The sequence below is a fragment of the Thermomonospora curvata DSM 43183 genome (assembly GCF_000024385.1).
GTDB classification, from domain to species: domain Bacteria; phylum Actinomycetota; class Actinomycetes; order Streptosporangiales; family Streptosporangiaceae; genus Thermomonospora; species Thermomonospora curvata.
Genome location: NC_013510.1, coordinates 743,764 through 760,281, shown reverse-complemented (window position 1 = coordinate 760,281; position 16,518 = coordinate 743,764). Strand labels below are relative to the sequence as shown.

Below are 16,518 nucleotides of genomic sequence, written 5' to 3'. Positions count from 1 at the left end.
TGGTGTTCTACGCGAGCCTGGGGCATGACCCCCAATGGTTCCCTCAGTACCTGGACAAGGAGCGCCAGGCCGGCGTTATCCGAATCTTCAACAACAGCGTCGTGCCGGGCCTGCTCCAGACCAAGGAGTACGCCAAAGCGATGATCTCGGCCGGTGACGTCTCTGACGTGGCCCAAGAGCTACAACGCCGGATCGATCGGCAAGAGATCCTGCACCGCCCCAACCCACCGTTCCTCTCCGTGCTGCTCACCCAGGCAGCTCTAGAGTGGCCGGTAGGGTCCCCAGAGGTCATGAGGGAACAACTTGCCCGGCTCCTGGAGTTGTCCGAACGGCCTCGGATCATGATCCGGGTCGTCCCCCGGACCTGGCAATCCGGGGCACACGTGGGCCTGGACGGCAACTTTGTGCTCCTCACCGGCGAAGGCTTCGGCCAGATCGCATTCAGCGAGTCACCTGAGAGGGGACGATTGGTATCGTCCCCTCTGAAAATAGAGCCCTATTTCATCCGATATGACCGAATCGCCGCCAAAGCCCTGACGGAGGACGAGTCCAGGGACCTGATCCGCCGAATGTTGGAGGAGTGCAATGCAGGAAGCGACGGCAACCAAGTGGCGTAAGAGCAGCTACAGCATCAACGGCACCGGCCAGTGCGTCGAGCTGGCCCGGCTGGAAGCCGGCATCGGCCTCCGGGACTCCAAAAACCCCGACCAGGGCCACCTCACCCTCACCAGGGAAGCCCTCCGTGGGCTCCTGGAGGCCGCCCGCCGGCACTGAGCCGGCCGTACGGCAGGCCTCCCCCCGGCAGGCACAGGACCTCGGCGGGATCCCTCACTTTCCAGATAGCAGCCCCCAGACAAGGCCTAGAATGGTGGCCGACCCGCTGAACTCTGGGTGTCCTACCGTTCTATTGGGGGAACAAGCAGGCAGGCCCCCACCTTCGGGTGGGGGCTTCTTTTTTGCCAGGCAGAGCCGGTCACCGCCTGCCGGCCTCCTGCCAGTTCCAGCCGGACTGGCGGCAGCGGGCCGGCCTCGCCTCTTCTCCAGGTAGATCTGAAGACCAAAGCGATCACGCTTCGGTCCCAGACCTGTACGCGTCGAGGAGACAGCGCCCCCAGACGGGCCGAGGCGGGACGCCGGCAGGTGTCACCCCTGGGCGCGTGCAGCCCGCATGCCGAGCGAAGCGCCGACCCACCGCCTCTAGAGAAGCCCTCAAGCCTCCCAGCGGCTGAGGGGGCCTCAGGGCCGCTCAGCAACTCGGCATGAACTCAGCAAGAGGCGGCCAAAAGCCGGTCAAAGACGGGCACTCTCAACAAAGATCGACTAGTGCCCCGCGGACACCAAATCATGCCTCTGAACTGGGGAAACGTCCTCTTGCTCCGGCTCCTGAGGCTGCCTGTCCCGCTTCGGGCCTCCGAACCGACTTGGAAACCAGTAGCAGCCAAGGTCATGTCCTCGATCTTCAAGGAAGTGGTGCGGGACAAGAAGATCCCCAGGTCCCCGTATGTGGACATCGCGCTTCCGCCAGTCCTGGCGCAAGCCCAGTTCTACATGCCTGCCGCTCAGGAGATCATGAAGCTTGCGGACGCTATGCCGGGCGAGATGCGCCTAGTGGTGATCGTGATGGCCGGCTGTGGCCTGAAGGCTGGGCGAAGCTCTTGCGCTCAACAGGGCATGCCTGAGGGACGGCAACCGGATGCTACGGCTCAGTGAGCAGCTGCCGACCAACGAGGTACACCAGACCAAGCCCCGCAAGCATCGGAAGGCGGGCGAGTACCGGGACGTACCGCTCCCAACGTTCGTCTACAAGGAGATCAAGCGACACCTTGCCGAGCACGGCACCAGTGACGATGGCTACTTCTTCAGAGGCCCTACCCGCTTTCTGTGTCAGGACGTCTACCGTGATCACTTCCGCCGAGCACGGCAGGCAGCCGGACTGCCAGAAGGCTTCCGCTCCCACGACCTGAGGCACTACTTCGCCTCTATCGCCCTGCACAGGGGCATCCCGATCACAGAAGTCTCCATGTGGCTCGGTCACAGGGACATCCGGACCACACATGATCTATGGGCGCATGGTTCCCTCAGCCTTCGACCGCGCCAAGAGCGAACCTCAATGCTCTCTGCTACCTCCTTGAGCCACCTGGTTCTCATCTGCCCACAGCCCTCTCAGGCGTGAGCACGTAGGCGAGTCTCTCCGCTGCGCTGTCCAAGTGCCGTACGGGGACGATGGGTTGTCCCCAGGAGTACAAGTAGCAGAGTTCCCCGTTGTAGTACCCGACGCGGACATCCTCCGCCAGTTGGCCAACATCCATGTTGACCACTCGCACATACGGGTCTCCAGTCACCGGCTGCACCACACGAGTGGTGAAGCCACGCGCTGACATGGCTTGTCTAAGCGCCTCCAGGTGAGTGGCCGTCTCCTCTGGCCTGTCGTCGGGAGCAGTGAGAGTCGCTGACATGCCCTACAGGCTCTACCGGCCTGTGTGGGACTACCCGCAAAAATCTTGCGACCTACCCGAGCGCCTTGAGCGCTGCCTCCCAGGGGAAGTCTCGGACACGCCCAGGCCGGCCTATGCCCACAGGGAACAAAACCCCACAATCCTGCAAGAACTGAACATTTCGCACGTAAGCAGGGTTCGCTGCCTGAGCATCGCTAACAAACGGCAGAACCACTAGTGGGACGTTAAAAGCAAACGACTCCCCGAGAATCCCCGTAGCCAACGTGTCACAGATACCGTTGGCCCATTTTCCTATGGTGTTCATAGTCGCTGGCGCAACGACAACGGCATCAGCTCCAGGCATACCTACATCGGCTTCACCAGGCCTCTTATAGGAGTCTCGTACAGGATGGCCAGAAGCTTCCTGCAAGGCTTTAAAGTCAGCGAAATCCCGAGAGGCAGGAGTGCCGACAACCCAGACATCCCAGGACTGTTCTCGGGCTAGCTTAACCAGACGGTCAGCATAAGGTGCTGGGGCAGCGCCACACACAATCAGATATAGAACCTTGTTCATGAGGTATCTCTTACCCCTGTCCGCTGCGCTAGCATCCGGATTTTTGACCTGTAGGAAGGCTTTTCCCTCTCCAAGAGTTCCCCGATAAATCGTCTAACCCTGGGGTTTAGCCTGACTTCCTCATGTGCTATCTCGTCTGCCTCCAGCAGCCGGTCTACAGCTTCCTCGTCTTTGGCCAACTGGCTATGCCCATAGGCAAGATCGATCAGATGCCTTGCTCTCCTCTCCCCTGAATCGATAGCGGGAGGAGCAATAGAGATGCCGTCCGGGTCAACGCCGTCATGTAGTTCTACCGACACACTGACCTCAGTGATAGCAACATTCGTCGGCCCGAAGAACGTCTGATAGGCGTTGCCGTCTGGCACCCGCTTGCCGATTGCTCGGGCCTCCGCCAAGTGTTGGCGTGCTGATACTCGATCTTCTTTGAGGGCACAGGCGATAGCTGCATTCAAGTGCAGAGCTCCCCGCATAGCGAGCTGGGAGTCATCTCCCGCAAGGGCCGACTCTGCCATCATCACTACCGATACGGCGTTGTCATACAACCCTAGTGACTGGCAGGCGAATCCCAGACGCCATGCCCCAGCCGCTTTAAGTCCTTCGTCACCGGCAATAGTGGCCTGTGTGATAGCGCGCTCTGCCAGGAGGCGCGCTAGGTGCGCATCACCGGTCTTCTTAATGAATCCGGATGTCAATTGATAGTACTCGGCCAATAGGGCCGCATTGCCGCCTAGTCGCGAACGCAGCAGAGGCAAGATTGCCGCAAGCGTTCCATAATGGCAGGCGTGAAATAGATGCCAGGCATCATCCATATCCCGCCTGAGCCTAGCGGGATCATCCACTATCTCATCATCCCTGAGAGCATCAGGAATTTCTAGAGAGCGGCGTAGACGTTGCAATCCCTCAAGGTCGGGGCCGTTCCCCTGCTTCACAATGGGGATCTCATTGACCAGATCAGCAACCTCTACGTTGAGAGCACGTGCGAGCGTGACCAGAACAGACAGCCGGTCTACCTTATGAACACCGCGTTCGACTTGGGACACCCAGCTCTCAGAGCGGCCGATCAAACCCGCCAGAACACTCTGCGACATCCCCAGACGCATACGTCTTCTGACAATGTTCTCGCCGATGCGCCGGTAGACCTCTTCCATGCCTGCCCCAGCCGTGCGCGCGCCTGCCGAATTCCCCTCTCCAGAATAAACATGAAGTGCACTTGAAGTCTTTCCAATCCCCATTTTCATGCCGAGCCAGACAGACTGCCCTCGGCGGGGGATCCGGGCGGCACTCGAGGATATACCCCCAGGGGTATCTACAGAGGATCACGCAGCCGGCCCTGGCCCCAGACCCGTACCTCGACAGCAAGCGGTGCCCCAGACGGGGCCTAGGCGGGACGCCGGCAGGTGTCACCCCTGGGCGCGCCTGACAAGCCCACATGCCGAACGAAGCGCCGACCCGCCATAGAGAAGAGGGAAGCCCCCGCGCCTGCCAGCGGCTGAGGGGGCTCAGGGCCGCTCAGCAACTCGGCATGAACTCAGCAAGAGGCAGCCAAAAGCCGGTCAAAGACAGGCGCTCTCAACAAAGATCGACTAGTGCCCCGCGGACACCAAATCATGCCTCTGAACTGGGGAAACGTCCTCTTGCTCCAGCTCCTGAGGCTGCCTGTCCCGCTTCGGGCCTCCGAACCTGCTTGGAAACCACCAGTTGGCGTGGCCGAGCAGGCTCATCAGGGCGGGGACCAGGACCATGCGCACGATGGTGGCGTCCACGGCGACGGCCACCGCCAGGCCCAGCGCCATCATCTTGATGGTGGGGTCGGGCTGGGGCACGAAGCTCAGGAAGACGAAGATCATGATCAGCGCCGCCGAGGTGATCAGCCGGGCGGTGGCGCCGATGCCGATCACCACGCTCTCGTGCGGGTCGCCGCTGCGGTCGTACTCCTCCTTGATCCGCGACAGCAGGAAGACCTCATAGTCCATGGACAGCCCGAAGATCAGGGCGAACATGAACAGCGGGACGAAGGAGATGATCGGCACGGCCTGCTCCATGCCGAACAGCTTCACCCCCCAGCCCCACTGGAAGACCGCGGTGACCACGCCGTAGGAGGCGCCGATGGACAGCAGGTTCATCAGCGCGGCCTTGACCGGCACCACGATGGCGCGGAAGGCGATCACCAGCAGCAGCAGGGCGACGAGCACCACGGCGATCACCACGATCGGCATGCGCTCGCCGACCGTGTCGGCCAGATCGATGATCGCCGGATTCTCCCCGCCCAGGTAGATCTGGGAGCCGGGGTGGGCGGCGGCCACCTGGGGGATCTCCTGGGCGCGCAGCCGGTGCACCAGGTCGGTGGTGGCCTCCACGTGCGGGGCGGTGGTGGGGATCACCGACACCACCGCGGTGTCGCCGGCCACGATCGGGTCGGCCACGTGCGCCACGCCGGGGACCTCGCCGACGACCCGCTTGATCTCCTGGCCCAGCAGCACGGCCTGCGGGTTGGGCTCCTTGCTCAGGTCGGGGGCGCCGCGCACCACCGGGGCGACGGCCTGCTCCCGCCGGGGCTCGGCGGTGGCCTGCGGCGGGGCCTGCGGGACGGTCAGCCCGGTCAGCCCGGCCGGGCCGTCCACTTCGGGGGCCTGGTCACCGGTCCGGGAGTTCGCGTCGGCCTCCTCGCCGGAAGAACGGGCGGGCGCCTTGGCGACGATCACCCACGGGCTGTAGTGGCCCTCGCCGAACTCGCGGGCCACCACGTCGTAGGCCTGCCGGGAGGACATCGAGGAGGCGGCGGTGCTGTCGGCCATCACGCCGAACTTCAAATCCAGCGTGGGCACCGAGCACACCAGCAGCACCAGGGTGGCGATGATCGCATACGGCCAGGCGTGCCGGTCCACGTGCCGTCCCCACCGCATCCAGCGGTCGCTGGCCTTGTCGGGGCGGACCCGCGGCAGCCGGTAGCGGTCGATGCGGGGGCCGACCGCGCCGAGGACGGCCGGCAGCAGCGTCAGCGCCGCCACCACCATGACCATCACCGCCAGCGCCGAGGCGATGCCGATGCGGCCGACGAAGGCGATGCCCGACAAGAACAGCCCGCAGATGGCGAACACCACGGTGCCGCCGGCGAAGAGCACCGCGTGCCCGGAGTGGGCCATCGCCCGGCCCACCGCGGTCTCCACGTCGTCGCCTTGGGCGATCTGCTGCCGGTAGCGGGTGACGATGAACAGGGCGTAGTCGATTCCCGCTCCCAGCCCGAGCATGGCGGCGGCCATGGGCGCGGTGGGGTGGATCTCCAGGATCGAGGCCCCGTAGTGGATCAGGGAGTAGGAGACGGCCAGGGCGCACAGCGACACCACGATCGGTATGCAGGCGGCCAGGTAGGAGCCGAACGCCAGCAGCAGCACCAGCATGGCCATGACCAGCCCGACGGCCTCCTGGGGGCCGCCCTTGGGCTGGTTGAGCAGCATGGCGACGATGCCGCCGAACTTCACCTCCAGCCCGGCCATGCGGGCCGGTTCCACGGCGCGGTCGAGCTTGTCCAGGTCGGCGGTGCTGATGTCGCCCATCGTCCCCTTGAGGAAGACGCGCACGACCACGGCCCGGTCGTTCTTGAGCCCGCCCATGCCCTGGACGTAGGGGTTCTCGATGTAGCCGACCCGGTCCAGCTTGGCGATGTTGTCGATGGCCTCCCCGACCGCCAGGGACACCCGCCAGTCACCGGGGGAGGGCGCGCCGGGCTCCTGCCGCGCGGTGAACACCACCGTGGTGGCGGGCCCGGTCATGGCCGGGAAGTCCTCCCGCAGCAGGTCCAGGGCGCGCTGGGTCTCGGTGCCGGGCAGGCTGGACTGCTGGACGAACACCCCGCCCTGGGTGAGGCCCAGCACGCCGATGGCGAGGATCGCGACGATCCACACCTCGAAGACCGTCCGCCGGCGCCGCACGCACCAGCGCCCGAGCGCGTCCAGAAAAGCCGCCATGCCGGTCATGAAACATCGTGCGGGTGCAAAATTGCAACTAGTGCAAATTCGCAGTCATGTTAATCTCCGTGACATGCATCACGTCCAGTCCGCGGGACTGCGCGAACGCAAGAAACAGCGCACCCGGCAGGCGCTCGCCACCGCCGCCCTCCGGCTGTTCGCCGAACAGGGGTATGAGGAGACCACCATCGCCGACATCGCCGCCGCGGCCGAGGTGTCCCCCCGCACCTTCTTCGCCTACTTCCCCAGCAAGGAGGACGTGGTCTTCGCCGAGATCGACGACCGGCTGGCCGAGGTGCGCGAGCGGCTGGCCCGCCGCCCGCCCGGGGAGACCCCGCTGGAGACGATCCGCGACAGCGTGCTGAACGTGCTGGAGGCGCTGGTCACCGAGCACGGCGAGTACGGGGCGGTGCAGGTGCGGCTGGTGCTGGAGCGGCCCGCGCTGCAGGCCCGCGCCCTGCAGCGGCTGCACGAGGCGCAGCTGGAGGTGGCCGGCCGGCTGCGCGAGCTGTGCCCGGACATCGACGAGATCGACGCGATGGCCGTCTCCGGGCTGGCGATCGGCTGCATGCAGGCGGTGCTCACCCACTGCCGGCGGCACGGCATGGACCCCGGCACCACCCGCGCCGCCCTGGACCGCGCCCTGATGATCATGGAGCGCGGCCTGGGCTCCATTCCGGCCCTGCACAAGGCCGCCCCCTGAGCGCCCGGAACGGCCGGCGCTTTCCGCCGATCACCCGATCGGCGGTTTTCTGCGACATGACGCGATCGGGCGGACGTTCGCCGGCCCGTGGATAAAATGCCGACCTGTCGAGGATGATCCCTGCGGGCCCATCCCGAGGACACCGGAGGTCCGGTCGGATTGACGATCGGTCATCGAGTCCGAGTCGCCGGTACGCCCGCGGCGATGCGTGCTCATACTCGTCACCCCAAGGCCGGGTCACCGCCCGGCCCGATGACTCGCGGTCGACCTATGGAGGGCGTTCGGCGGTGCCCCGACTCGTCTGGTGTGCCCTCGTGGCGTTGCTCCTGTGCGGCTGCAGCACCTCGCAGGCGGCCGAGCCCGCCGGGGACCCGGCCTCCGCCGCGCCGCCCCGGCTGCACGTCCCGGTGGTGTTCATGCTGGGCGACAGCTACACCGCGGGGATCAAGAGCGTGCCGCCGGAGAAGACCTACGCGGCCGAGACCGCCCGCCGGCTGGGCTGGCAGGTGGTCATCGCCGGGTACGCCGGAACCGGCTTCATGGCCCGCGGCAAGATCGGCAAGAACTTCGCCGACCTGTACGACGCCCAGCTGGCCTGGCGGCCCGCCCCGGACATGATCGTGGTCTCCGGCGGGCACAACGACCGCCACCCCCCGGACCAGGTGGCGCTGGCGGCCAACCGGCTGCTCACCGAGATCACGGTGCGCTGGCCCAAGACCCACGTGGTGCTGGTGGGCCCGATGTGGGGCGGCGACCCCCCGCCGCGGGCGCTGCGGGTGCGCGACGCCCTGCGCACCACCGCGACGACGCTGAAGGTGCCGTTCATCGACCCGCTGGCCGAGCGCTGGATCACCGGGAACGTCCACAAGGGAACCGGCAACGCCAAGCGGTACATCCTGCCGGACGGCACGCACCCCACCGCGGCGGGCAACCGCTACATCGCCGACCGGCTCGTCACCGCCCTGCGCGCCCGCGGGCTGGACCACCCCATGCAGGGAGTGCCCGCCCGGCGGCCGACCCCGCAGCACGCCGAGGCCGGCGCGCCCGCCGGGCGGGACGATCCGAAACGGCCCTGATCACCAGGGGCCGTACGGCCCGCCGGAGGAGCCGCCGCGCTTGCCGCGGTAGGGCTGCACCGCCGGCCGCACGTCGGCCAGGTAGATCGCGGCGACCAGGAACGCGGCGATGGGCAGGATGGACAGCAGGTGCAGGAAGTTGACCGCACCGCCCAGTCCCACCACGTTGGCCACCACCAGGAGGATCACCCACAGGTTCTTGTTCTGCTTGTCGGCGGCGGCATAGGCGCCCGCCGGGGTCCGCAGCGCGTCGAACAGCGCCCACAGCTCGAACCCGAAGGCGACGATCGCCAGGAGCCAGAAGAAGTAGTTCAGTCCCTGCACCACCGCAGACCACCACTTTCGTTGAGCCGGTCGGCACCGTGCCCGACGCTCGAGAGGATCGTCCCCACCTTATTCAAGCCGCGGACCCCACGATAAAAGCGCGCAGGCCCGGCCGACGGTTCGGCCGGGCCTGCCGCTCGCGGTGCTGCGGAAGGCGCGGTCAGTCGCCCACCTTCTTGCTCGCCCCGCCGGTGGCGCGGGAGGCGGCGCGGGCGGTCTTCTTGGCCTCGGTCACGGTGGAGCGGGCGCGGCGCCGGGTGGTCTTGGCGGCGGCCTGCAGCTCCCGGGTGGAGTCCTGCTGCTCGATCCGGGCCACGACCTTCCTGCCCCGCTCGGCCAGCTCGTCGAGGACCTCGGCGGTGCGGCTGCTGAAGTGGGCCATGTACGCCCGTGCCGCCCCCGGCAGGTCCCTGACCTCGATCCGCTCCTGCAGCCGGGTGACGTTGCCGCGCACCTCCTCCTGCAGCCGCAGCACGTTCTCCCGGAAGTCCCCCTGCAGCTTGGTCAGGTTCTGGCGGACCTCCCCCTGGTAGCGGGTGACGTTCTCGCGGACCTCGTCCTGGTAGCGGGTCACGTTCTCGCGCAGCCGGCTGACCTGCTCGGGCACTTCGCGGAGCTTCTCCACGGCCAGGTCCCCGGCGCCGGCGACGGTGTAGAGGGCCTTGTTGTCCCGGAGATTGTCCCGGAGGTTGTCGCGGAGTCTGGCGGCGAGCGTCATGGCGTTTTCCTTCTTCCCTACGTCTCGTCCTGGTCGGCCTGTTTCGCCTGCTTCGTCTTCTTGGCGGCGCCCGAGGTCTTCGGGCGGGCACGGCCGCCCGCCGCCGTGGCGGCGGCCTCGTTCTCCCTGCGGAACGACTCGTAGATGTCCAGCAGGACCTGCTTTTGCCGTTCCGTCAGGTTGAGGTCGGCCCGGATGGCGGTCTGCACATCGGTGTCGGCCTCGCGGTCCTCGAGGATCCCCGCCTGCACGTACAGCGCCTCGGCGGAGATCCGCAGCCCCTTGGCGATCTGCTGGAGGATCTCCGCGCTCGGCTTGCGCAACCCGCGCTCGATCTGGCTGAGGTACGGGTTGGAGATGCCCGACACATCGGCCAGCTGCCGCAGCGAGATCTTCGCCCGCTGCCGCTGCTCCCGGATGTACTCGCCGATCGAGCCGACCTTCGAACCTGCCATACCCTCAGGGTGCGCCAGGGTGCTTGCAATTGCAAGCACTCTTGCTAGCACTTGACCGTGACTTCGGACACACCGCGCACCCGCTGCACGCCCATGGCGAAAAAGCGCGTTCTCCCTGATAGAAGGGGGTTTTGAACTCCCGGCGCGCGGGCTTTGACCCCCGGTTTCAATCCACGTCGGCAGAGGGGACGGTCCAGGTGTTGCAAGCACTCACCGAACCGCCGCGGTAGCCCTTGACGACCCAGCCGGCGTAGTTGCGGCCGGAGCCGTGGTCGCGCTGGCCGTCGCTTTGCCGGTCGTCGCCGCGTCCCCGCACATCGGCGATCATGGCCGCGTACTGGGCCCTCGTCATGGGCAGCGTGCGGCGCTCGGCCCCCAGGAACAGGCCGGCCAGGCATTGGGCCTGCAGCTCGATGCGGCGGCTGATCTCGGCGCGGTCGGCGTCGGAGGCGGCCTCCATCCGCTGGTGCCCGTAGGCCAGGATGCCCGCCTGCTCCTGCACGTGATGGCCGTACTCGTGGGCGATCACCCGGGCGTACACCGCATAGTGCGAGACCGGCTCGCCGCCGGCGGTCTCCACGATGTGCCGCAGCCCCACGTACATGGTGTTGTTCTCCGGGCAGTAGAACGCGGCGGTGCCGGGGCTGGGGTAGCTGCCGCAGGGGCCGCGGCCGGGCGAGTCCCAAAAGACCCGCTCGGGCCTGCGGAAGGGCATTCCGGCCGCGGCGAACTGCCGCTGCCAGGAACGATCCAGGCACTGGGTTAGCGTCTCCATGAAGTGCCGCATGGACTCGTCCACCCCCTCCTGGATGCGGGGCAGCCGGCAACCGGTGGGGGTCAGCGGCCCGGTCCGGTACAGGGGGTTGTCGGTCGCCGTCTGCCTGGGGACCTCCGGGGCCCGGCCGATCCGCACCGGCATCGTCCCCGGCTCGGCGAACGCCGCCATGCCCAGCGCCGCCAGCGTCAGCAGCGCGGCGATCCCGCCGAGGATCCCCGCCGCCGTGCCGCCCGCGCTCCGCCGCGGCCGCCGGTTGCGCGGCGGCAGCGCGTACCGCTGGGCGAAGGGCGGTCCTTGCGGGTATCCGGCCGCGTGCCGCCGCACCTCGGGGGCAGGGGTTCGGCGCACCATGGCCGGGATCATCTCATGCCGGACTCATGGCGAAAACGCCCCGGACATGCCGCAAAGGACCGGGCGACAGACACTTGGCGCCCCACCGTTAGCACAACGTCACGGCCGCTCGCAGCGGCAAGCGCTACGATTTGCGCCCATGTGGGGACGTTCGCGGCTGCTGGTCACGTCTGTGCTCGTCGCGGCGCTGACCGGTGCGCTGCCGGCCGCGACCGCGCACGCCGCTCCCGGGAGCGACGGACCGGCCTCCGGCCGGGTGATCAGCGACGAGGTCACCTTGACGATCGACCGCGACGGCGTGGCGCACGCCCGGGAGACGATCGTCTACGAGTTCGCCGGCGAGCGGGGCTTTGACCGCTACCTGGTCACCCGCACCCGCGACAGCGACACCCATGACCGCATCTACGAGGTCACCGGCGTGCGGGCCGGCAGCCCCGACGGCGGGCCGACCGCCGTGAGCGCCTCCACCAGCGGCGACCGGATGCACATCCGCGTCAGCGGGGACGCGCCGCTGAGCGGCCGGCGCACCGTGACGCTGGAATACGACGTGCGCGGCACGATCACCCCGCTGGGGCAGCTGGAGGAGCTGCGCTGGCCGGCGATCGGCGGCTGGCGGGTGCCGGTCGACTCGGCCAAGGTCACCGTGGCCGGCACGGCCCCGGTCCGCAACGTCAACTGCTTCGCCGGGCCGCTGCACAGCGCGATCGGCTGCAGCCGCTTCTACACCAGCCACACCCAGGACAGGGGCATGTTCGAGCAGCAGAACCTGCTGCCGGGCGAGCACCTGACCGTGGTGGTGGGCTACCCCGCGGGCGCCACCGGCGCCCAGCCGCTGTACGCCCAGCGCCGCACGCTGGTCACCGCGTTCTCGGTCAACACCGTCACCCTCAGCGCCCTGGGCGTGCTGCTGGCGCTGCTGCTGGGCGGGTTCGGCGTGCTGTACCTGCTGCGCGGCCGGGACGCGCGCGCCGTCGGCAAGCACGCCGCCGAGGGCGACCGGCCGGCCGTGGTCGGCACCGAGTTCGCCCCGCCGGACGGGGTGCGTCCCGGCCAGATCGGCACCCTGATCGACGAGCAGGCCGACGTCATCGACGTCACCGCCACCATCGTCGATCTGGCGGTGCGGTCCTACCTGCTGATCGAGGAGGAGGACCGGGCGGTCACCGGCCGCACCGACTGGACGCTGCGGCGGCTGCAGCGTCCCGTCGACGACCTGCTGCCGTATGAGCGGCTGCTCCTGGAGGCCCTGTTCAAGGACCGCGAGGAGATCAAGCTGTCGGAGCTGGGCGGCACCTTCGCCGCCGAGCTGGCCAAGGTCCGCTCGGCGATGTACGACGACGTGGTCCGCCAGGGCTGGTTCGCCCGCCGCCCCGACACCGTGCGCAGCCGCTGGACCACCGCGGGCATCGCGATCTCGGTGCTGGGCCTGCTCGGCACCGTGATCTTGGCGATCTACACCGATCTGGCGCTGGTCGGGCTGTCGGTGATCATCGGTGGGGCGGCGCTGGCGGTGGGCGGCCAGTACATGCCCGCCAAGACCGCCCGCGGCTCCACCGTGCTGGCGCACACCATCGGTTTCCGGGCGTTCCTGGAGCGCGGCCAGGCCCCCGAGGGCGTCGAGGGGCCGCAGCGCATCGCCCTGTTCTCCCGCTACCTGCCGTACGCGGTGGTGTTCGACGTGGTCGGCAAGTGGGCCAAGACCGTCGAGGACGCCGGCGTGCAGGCCAAGGGCGCCGACAACCTCTACTGGTATGAGGGCCCGGCCGAGTGGGACCTGTCGAAGTTCGCCGAGTCGATGCGCACCTTCACGCTGGCCGCCTCCGGCGCGATCTCCCAGACCAGGCAGTTCCGCAGCCTGTGAGCCCGCATCGGGCGATATGCAGGCAAACGCCGGAGTCGATCCGCTTTCACCGGGTAGGGGCCGGAGCGGAGGTGGATCGACATGACGACCATGACCGTCCAGCTCGGGGCGGGCTACTGGCTGCTGCTGGGCCCGGCGCTGATCGCCCTCGGGCTCATCATCTGGCTCATGCTGACCTTGCGCGCGGCGCGTCATCGGCCGCAGCATCCCGAGCAGCTGCAGGGGTCCACCCCGCATCGCGGTCCCATCCAAGGCGGGATCATGGAGGGCGACCCGGGCCAGCGCAACGCCAACGAAAAGAGCTTCGAACCCCGTTCGTGAGGGTCATCCGCACGGCAGCGCGGCCCAGAGCGCAGGGGCCGGGCGGACCTGGCCGACCGTCTCCTCACCGCCGTGCACCGGGGCGGTGGCCAGCTCCCGAAGCCGCGGCGAGTCCGCCACCCCCAGGGCGCGCAGCAACGCCACGGTGACCGGGGTGCGCGCCCGCGCCGCCCCATCGTCGATCTTGACCGCTCCGGCCCGGCCGTCCGGCAGCGCGAACGCGTCCACGCCCTCGGCCCCGCACTTGACCAGCAGGCCCGGCACCGCCTGCATCAGGCGGCGCTCCGGGCGGCGGATGCCGGAGGTCCACTCCGGGTGGGCCCGCATCGCGTCGGCCACCCGCCGCTCCGGGCTGCCGGGCGGGGCCAGCGTCAGCGCCCGCACCGCCCGCGCCAGCCCGCTCAGGGAGATCGCGAACGTCGGCACCCCGCAGCCGTCCACCCCGGCGGCGGCGGGAGTCTCACCGGCCAGCTCGGCCAGGGTGTCCCGCACGGCCCGCTGCAGCGGGTGGTCGAAGTCCCGGTAGGAGTCGAGCGGCCAGCCGTTGACCGCGCAGGTGGCCAGCATCGCCGCGTGCTTGCCCGAACAGTTCATCCGCAGCCGGGAGCGGGCGCCGCCGGACCTGGCCACCTCGACCATGACCGGCTGCTCCAGCGGCCAGGACGCCGGGCAGCGCAGCGCCCGCGCGCTCAGGCCGGCCCCGGCCAGGATCTTCTCGGTGCCCTCGACGTGGAAGTCCTCCCCGGAGTGGCTGGCGGCGGCCAGTGCCAGCAGCTCATCGGCCAGCTCCAGCCCGTGCCGCAGCATGGCCACCGCCTGGATGGGCTTGACGGCCGACCGGGGGAAGATCGGCTCTTCGACGGCGCCGAACCGCACCGCCGCACCGCCGTCGGCGCCCAGCCCCACCGCCGCCCCGCGGTGCCGTGACTCCACGAACCCCGACCGCACCACCTCGATCAGTACCGGATTGGCCTCCACGGACTCCCCCACCCGGTCTCGACGGATCCTCCCCCGCCCCCATACCCGGCGGGCGGGCCCGCCCATGCGGGGTTCAGGCGCGGGGGCGCACTCCCAGGAAGGCGCGGGCCTCCTCGGCGGTCATCGGCGGGCGCTGGGCGAAGCGGGCCAGCGCGGCGGCCCGTTCGACCAGGACGGTGTTGGAGGTGACCGGCACGCCTTTGGCGTAGCTGAGGGTGTCCTCCATGCCGACGCGCAGGTGCCCGCCGGCCGACAGCGCCGCGAACATCACCGGCAGCGCGCTGCGGCCGATGCCGGTGGCCGACCAGGTGGCCCCCTCCGGCAGGGCCTGCACCGCGGCGACCAGGGTGCGGGTGTCCCCGGGCATCCCGCCGGGCACCCCCATGACCAGGTCGCAGTGGACGCGGCCGCCGTAGGGCTCCCCGTAGGCGTCCAGCAGCCGGTGCAGCGCGGCGATGTGCCCCAGGTCGAACAGCTCGAACTCCGGGACGATCTGCAGCTCCTGGGTGCGCTGGTACAGGTCGGCCATGAACGGCCAGGGGTTGGCGAAGATCTCGTCGCCGAAGTTGACCGTGCCGCAGGTCAGCGAGCAGGCGTCCGGGCCGGCCTCCAGCACCCGCAGCCGGTCGTCGAAGGAGTCGGTGACGGCGCCGCCGGTGGACAGCTGGATCACCAGCCCGGTGCTCTCCCGCAGCGCCTGGACGGTGTCGCGCAGCCGGACCGGGTCCAAGGTGGGCCGGGCCTGCTCGTCGCGGATGTGGACGTGGATCACGCCCGCGCCGGCGGCCTCGCAGTCCTTGGCGGTCTGCACGAGTTCCTCGAGCGTGACCGGCAGTTGCGGCACCTTCGCCTTGTCGGCCTCGGCCCCGGTGGGGGCCACGGTGATGAGCGTCGTTGCTCCCATGAGGGCATCCTCGCCCGCGAGCCGGGGACGGCACAATAGGCGGGTCACAAGGTCCCCGGGGAAAGGCGATCATGCGGTCGGTGGTGCAGCGGGTGAGCCGGGCGAGCGTCACCGTGGACGGCGCGGTGGTGGGCGCGATCGAGGAGCCGGGGCTGCTGGCCCTGGTGGGGGTGACCCACGACGACACCGTCGAGCGGGCCCGCAAGCTGGCCGGCAAGCTGTGGGGGCTGCGGATCTTGGACGGGGAGAAGTCCTGCTCGGACGTGGCCGCCCCGCTGCTGGTGGTCAGTCAGTTCACGCTGTACGGGGACACCCGCAAAGGGCGCCGCCCGAGCTGGATCGCGGCCGCCCCCGGCCCGGTGGCCGAGCCGCTGGTGGAGGAGGTGGTGGCCGAGCTGCGCCGGCTGGGCGCCCGGGTGCAGACCGGGGTGTTCGGCGCGGACATGAAGGTGGAGCTGGTCAACGACGGCCCGGTCACCGTGATCGTGGAGGTGTGACCGGCCGCTTCAGCGGCCGAAGCCGTAGACCATGCCGACCACGGTGACCAGCGTGCCCGCGCAGGCCAGCAGGATGACCGCCCGGTCGGCCTGGGCCAGCCGGCCGCGGACCTTGGGGCTGAAGACCACCTTGCCGGTGGTGCGGTTGGGGTCGGGTGCGCGCTTTTTGCGGAACGGGTTGCTCAGCCCCACCAGGCGCCACAGGGCGTCGGTCTTGACCTCCTGGTGGGCGGGGGTGCAGGCGAACAGCCGGCCGCGCACCGGCTCCCGGCAGGAAAAGCCCTGCCGGGTGCTGACCCGGCAGATCGTCGGCACCAGCAGGAACTCATAGCCGCACCACAGCAGCAGGGTCAGCAGCGCCAGCCGCCAGGAGCGCAGCCACCAGGCCGCGCCCAGCAGCAGCGCGAAGGCCGCCCACCACACCAGCGCCGATTCCCGTCCCGGCCGCCGCCGGCGCCCGGGGCCGCTGCGGCGCGGGGCGGGCCGGCCGCCGTCCGGCCGCGGCATGTCCGGGACCGTCTGGTTCGGATCCAGGCGCGGTGCTGGGGGGAAGCCCGCCTCTTCTGGCTGACTGCCCG

At 69.0% G+C, this 16,518-nt stretch carries 19 protein-coding genes; 9 read left to right on the top strand and 10 right to left on the bottom strand.

Annotated elements, in window-relative coordinates:
- The first annotated feature begins 2 nt into the window (after positions 1-2).
- The 4 genes from TCUR_RS03310 (at position 3) to TCUR_RS28555 (ending at position 2,173) form a co-directional block, all read left to right on the top strand.
- The gene (locus TCUR_RS03310; protein ID WP_052305395.1) at positions 3-617 is read left to right on the top strand and encodes a DUF5753 domain-containing protein; all 615 of its coding nucleotides are present in this window, start codon (positions 3-5) and stop codon (positions 615-617) included.
- Positions 586-774 (top strand): DUF397 domain-containing protein, encoded by a 189-nt coding sequence (locus tag TCUR_RS03305; RefSeq protein ID WP_012851051.1) that lies wholly within the window; start codon positions 586-588, stop codon positions 772-774. The genes TCUR_RS03310 and TCUR_RS03305 overlap by 32 nt, the downstream gene beginning before the upstream one ends.
- A 672-nt stretch (positions 775-1,446) precedes the next feature.
- A complete protein-coding gene (locus tag TCUR_RS03300) occupies positions 1,447-1,710 on the top strand; it encodes a hypothetical protein (protein WP_041439282.1) in 264 nt (87 codons plus the stop codon).
- Positions 1,694-2,173: a tyrosine-type recombinase/integrase gene (locus TCUR_RS28555; protein ID WP_425358349.1), complete on the top strand. Its 480-nt coding sequence runs from the start codon at positions 1,694-1,696 to the stop codon at positions 2,171-2,173. The genes TCUR_RS03300 and TCUR_RS28555 overlap by 17 nt, the downstream gene beginning before the upstream one ends.
- Positions 2,174-2,508: 335 nt before the next feature.
- Here TCUR_RS28555 and TCUR_RS28550 read toward each other — a convergent pair whose 3' ends face one another.
- From TCUR_RS28550 to TCUR_RS24600, 3 genes are all read right to left on the bottom strand, one after another.
- A complete protein-coding gene (locus TCUR_RS28550; RefSeq protein ID WP_012851049.1) occupies positions 2,509-3,009 on the bottom strand; it encodes a flavoprotein in 501 nt (166 codons plus the stop codon).
- Positions 3,006-4,157: a helix-turn-helix domain-containing protein gene (locus tag TCUR_RS25365; RefSeq protein WP_012851048.1), complete on the bottom strand. Its 1,152-nt coding sequence runs from the start codon at positions 4,155-4,157 to the stop codon at positions 3,006-3,008. Before TCUR_RS25365 ends, TCUR_RS28550 begins: the two co-directional genes overlap by 4 nt.
- Positions 4,158-4,592: 435 nt before the next feature.
- A complete protein-coding gene (locus tag TCUR_RS24600; protein ID WP_169312987.1) occupies positions 4,593-6,974 on the bottom strand; it encodes an MMPL family transporter in 2,382 nt (793 codons plus the stop codon).
- A 73-nt stretch (positions 6,975-7,047) separates the two neighbouring features.
- Between TCUR_RS24600 and TCUR_RS03285 the strand changes: the two genes are divergently transcribed.
- Positions 7,048-7,677, top strand: a complete 630-nt coding sequence (locus TCUR_RS03285; protein WP_012851046.1) for a TetR family transcriptional regulator — start codon at positions 7,048-7,050, stop codon at positions 7,675-7,677.
- Between the two features lie 314 nt (positions 7,678-7,991).
- Positions 7,992-8,753, top strand: coding sequence for an SGNH/GDSL hydrolase family protein (locus TCUR_RS03280; RefSeq protein ID WP_245536963.1), 762 nt, complete (start codon positions 7,992-7,994; stop codon positions 8,751-8,753).
- Here the strand turns inward: TCUR_RS03280 and TCUR_RS03275 are convergent, their stop codons facing one another.
- The 4 genes from TCUR_RS03275 to TCUR_RS03260 form a co-directional block, all read right to left on the bottom strand.
- On the bottom strand, positions 8,754-9,080 hold the full coding sequence (locus tag TCUR_RS03275; RefSeq protein ID WP_012851044.1) for a DUF2516 family protein: 327 nt from the start codon (positions 9,078-9,080) through the stop codon (positions 8,754-8,756).
- A 157-nt stretch (positions 9,081-9,237) separates the two neighbouring features.
- Positions 9,238-9,795, bottom strand: coding sequence for a hypothetical protein (locus tag TCUR_RS03270; RefSeq protein WP_012851043.1), 558 nt, complete (start codon positions 9,793-9,795; stop codon positions 9,238-9,240).
- 17 nt (positions 9,796-9,812) lie between these two features.
- Positions 9,813-10,250, bottom strand: a complete 438-nt coding sequence (locus TCUR_RS03265) for a helix-turn-helix domain-containing protein (protein WP_012851042.1) — start codon at positions 10,248-10,250, stop codon at positions 9,813-9,815.
- A gap of 166 nt (positions 10,251-10,416) precedes the next feature.
- Positions 10,417-11,379: a neutral zinc metallopeptidase gene (locus TCUR_RS03260; protein ID WP_148232914.1), complete on the bottom strand. Its 963-nt coding sequence runs from the start codon at positions 11,377-11,379 to the stop codon at positions 10,417-10,419.
- Between the two features lie 139 nt (positions 11,380-11,518).
- On the opposite strand from TCUR_RS03260, the gene TCUR_RS03255 reads away from it, so the two are divergent.
- Together TCUR_RS03255 and TCUR_RS03250 are read left to right on the top strand one after the other, a co-directional pair.
- Positions 11,519-13,240, top strand: a complete 1,722-nt coding sequence (locus TCUR_RS03255) for a DUF2207 domain-containing protein (protein WP_012851040.1) — start codon at positions 11,519-11,521, stop codon at positions 13,238-13,240.
- 81 nt (positions 13,241-13,321) lie between these two features.
- Entirely contained in the window at positions 13,322-13,561 is a 240-nt protein-coding gene (locus tag TCUR_RS03250; RefSeq protein WP_012851039.1) for a hypothetical protein, read from the top strand.
- A gap of 3 nt (positions 13,562-13,564) precedes the next feature.
- Here the strand turns inward: TCUR_RS03250 and TCUR_RS03245 are convergent, their stop codons facing one another.
- Complete coding sequence (locus TCUR_RS03245; protein ID WP_012851038.1) at positions 13,565-14,551, bottom strand: asparaginase; 987 nt, start codon at positions 14,549-14,551, stop codon at positions 13,565-13,567.
- A gap of 61 nt (positions 14,552-14,612) precedes the next feature.
- Positions 14,613-15,443 (bottom strand): beta-keto acid cleavage family enzyme, encoded by an 831-nt coding sequence (locus tag TCUR_RS03240; RefSeq protein ID WP_012851037.1) that lies wholly within the window; start codon positions 15,441-15,443, stop codon positions 14,613-14,615.
- A 71-nt stretch (positions 15,444-15,514) separates the two neighbouring features.
- On the opposite strand from TCUR_RS03240, the gene dtd reads away from it, so the two are divergent.
- Complete coding sequence (gene dtd / locus TCUR_RS03235) at positions 15,515-15,940, top strand: D-aminoacyl-tRNA deacylase (RefSeq protein ID WP_012851036.1); 426 nt, start codon at positions 15,515-15,517, stop codon at positions 15,938-15,940.
- A gap of 9 nt (positions 15,941-15,949) precedes the next feature.
- Here the strand turns inward: dtd and TCUR_RS03230 are convergent, their stop codons facing one another.
- Entirely contained in the window at positions 15,950-16,447 is a 498-nt protein-coding gene (locus TCUR_RS03230; protein ID WP_041439277.1) for a hypothetical protein, read from the bottom strand.
- Between the last annotated feature and the right edge of the window lie 71 nt (positions 16,448-16,518).

Bases quoted from the DNA above. Each gene is read 5' to 3' on its own strand.
- TCUR_RS03305 (WP_012851051.1), top strand. From the start codon at position 586: ATGCAGGAAGCGACGGCAACCAAGTGGCGTAAGAGCAGCTACAGCATC.
- TCUR_RS03300 (WP_041439282.1), top strand. From the start codon at position 1,447: ATGTCCTCGATCTTCAAGGAAGTGGTGCGGGACAAGAAGATCCCCAGG.
- TCUR_RS28555 (WP_425358349.1), top strand. From the start codon at position 1,694: ATGCTACGGCTCAGTGAGCAGCTGCCGACCAACGAGGTACACCAGACC.
- TCUR_RS28550 (WP_012851049.1), bottom strand. From the start codon at position 3,009: ATGAACAAGGTTCTATATCTGATTGTGTGTGGCGCTGCCCCAGCACCT.
- TCUR_RS25365 (WP_012851048.1), bottom strand. From the start codon at position 4,157: ATGGAAGAGGTCTACCGGCGCATCGGCGAGAACATTGTCAGAAGACGT.
- TCUR_RS24600 (WP_169312987.1), bottom strand. From the start codon at position 6,974: ATGGCGGCTTTTCTGGACGCGCTCGGGCGCTGGTGCGTGCGGCGCCGG.
- TCUR_RS03285 (WP_012851046.1), top strand. From the start codon at position 7,048: ATGCATCACGTCCAGTCCGCGGGACTGCGCGAACGCAAGAAACAGCGC.
- TCUR_RS03270 (WP_012851043.1), bottom strand. From the start codon at position 9,795: ATGACGCTCGCCGCCAGACTCCGCGACAACCTCCGGGACAATCTCCGG.
- TCUR_RS03265 (WP_012851042.1), bottom strand. From the start codon at position 10,250: ATGGCAGGTTCGAAGGTCGGCTCGATCGGCGAGTACATCCGGGAGCAG.
- TCUR_RS03260 (WP_148232914.1), bottom strand. From the start codon at position 11,379: ATGGTGCGCCGAACCCCTGCCCCCGAGGTGCGGCGGCACGCGGCCGGA.
- TCUR_RS03255 (WP_012851040.1), top strand. From the start codon at position 11,519: ATGTGGGGACGTTCGCGGCTGCTGGTCACGTCTGTGCTCGTCGCGGCG.
- TCUR_RS03250 (WP_012851039.1), top strand. From the start codon at position 13,322: ATGACGACCATGACCGTCCAGCTCGGGGCGGGCTACTGGCTGCTGCTG.
- TCUR_RS03240 (WP_012851037.1), bottom strand. From the start codon at position 15,443: ATGGGAGCAACGACGCTCATCACCGTGGCCCCCACCGGGGCCGAGGCC.
- dtd (WP_012851036.1), top strand. From the start codon at position 15,515: ATGCGGTCGGTGGTGCAGCGGGTGAGCCGGGCGAGCGTCACCGTGGAC.
- TCUR_RS03230 (WP_041439277.1), bottom strand. From the start codon at position 16,447: ATGCCGCGGCCGGACGGCGGCCGGCCCGCCCCGCGCCGCAGCGGCCCC.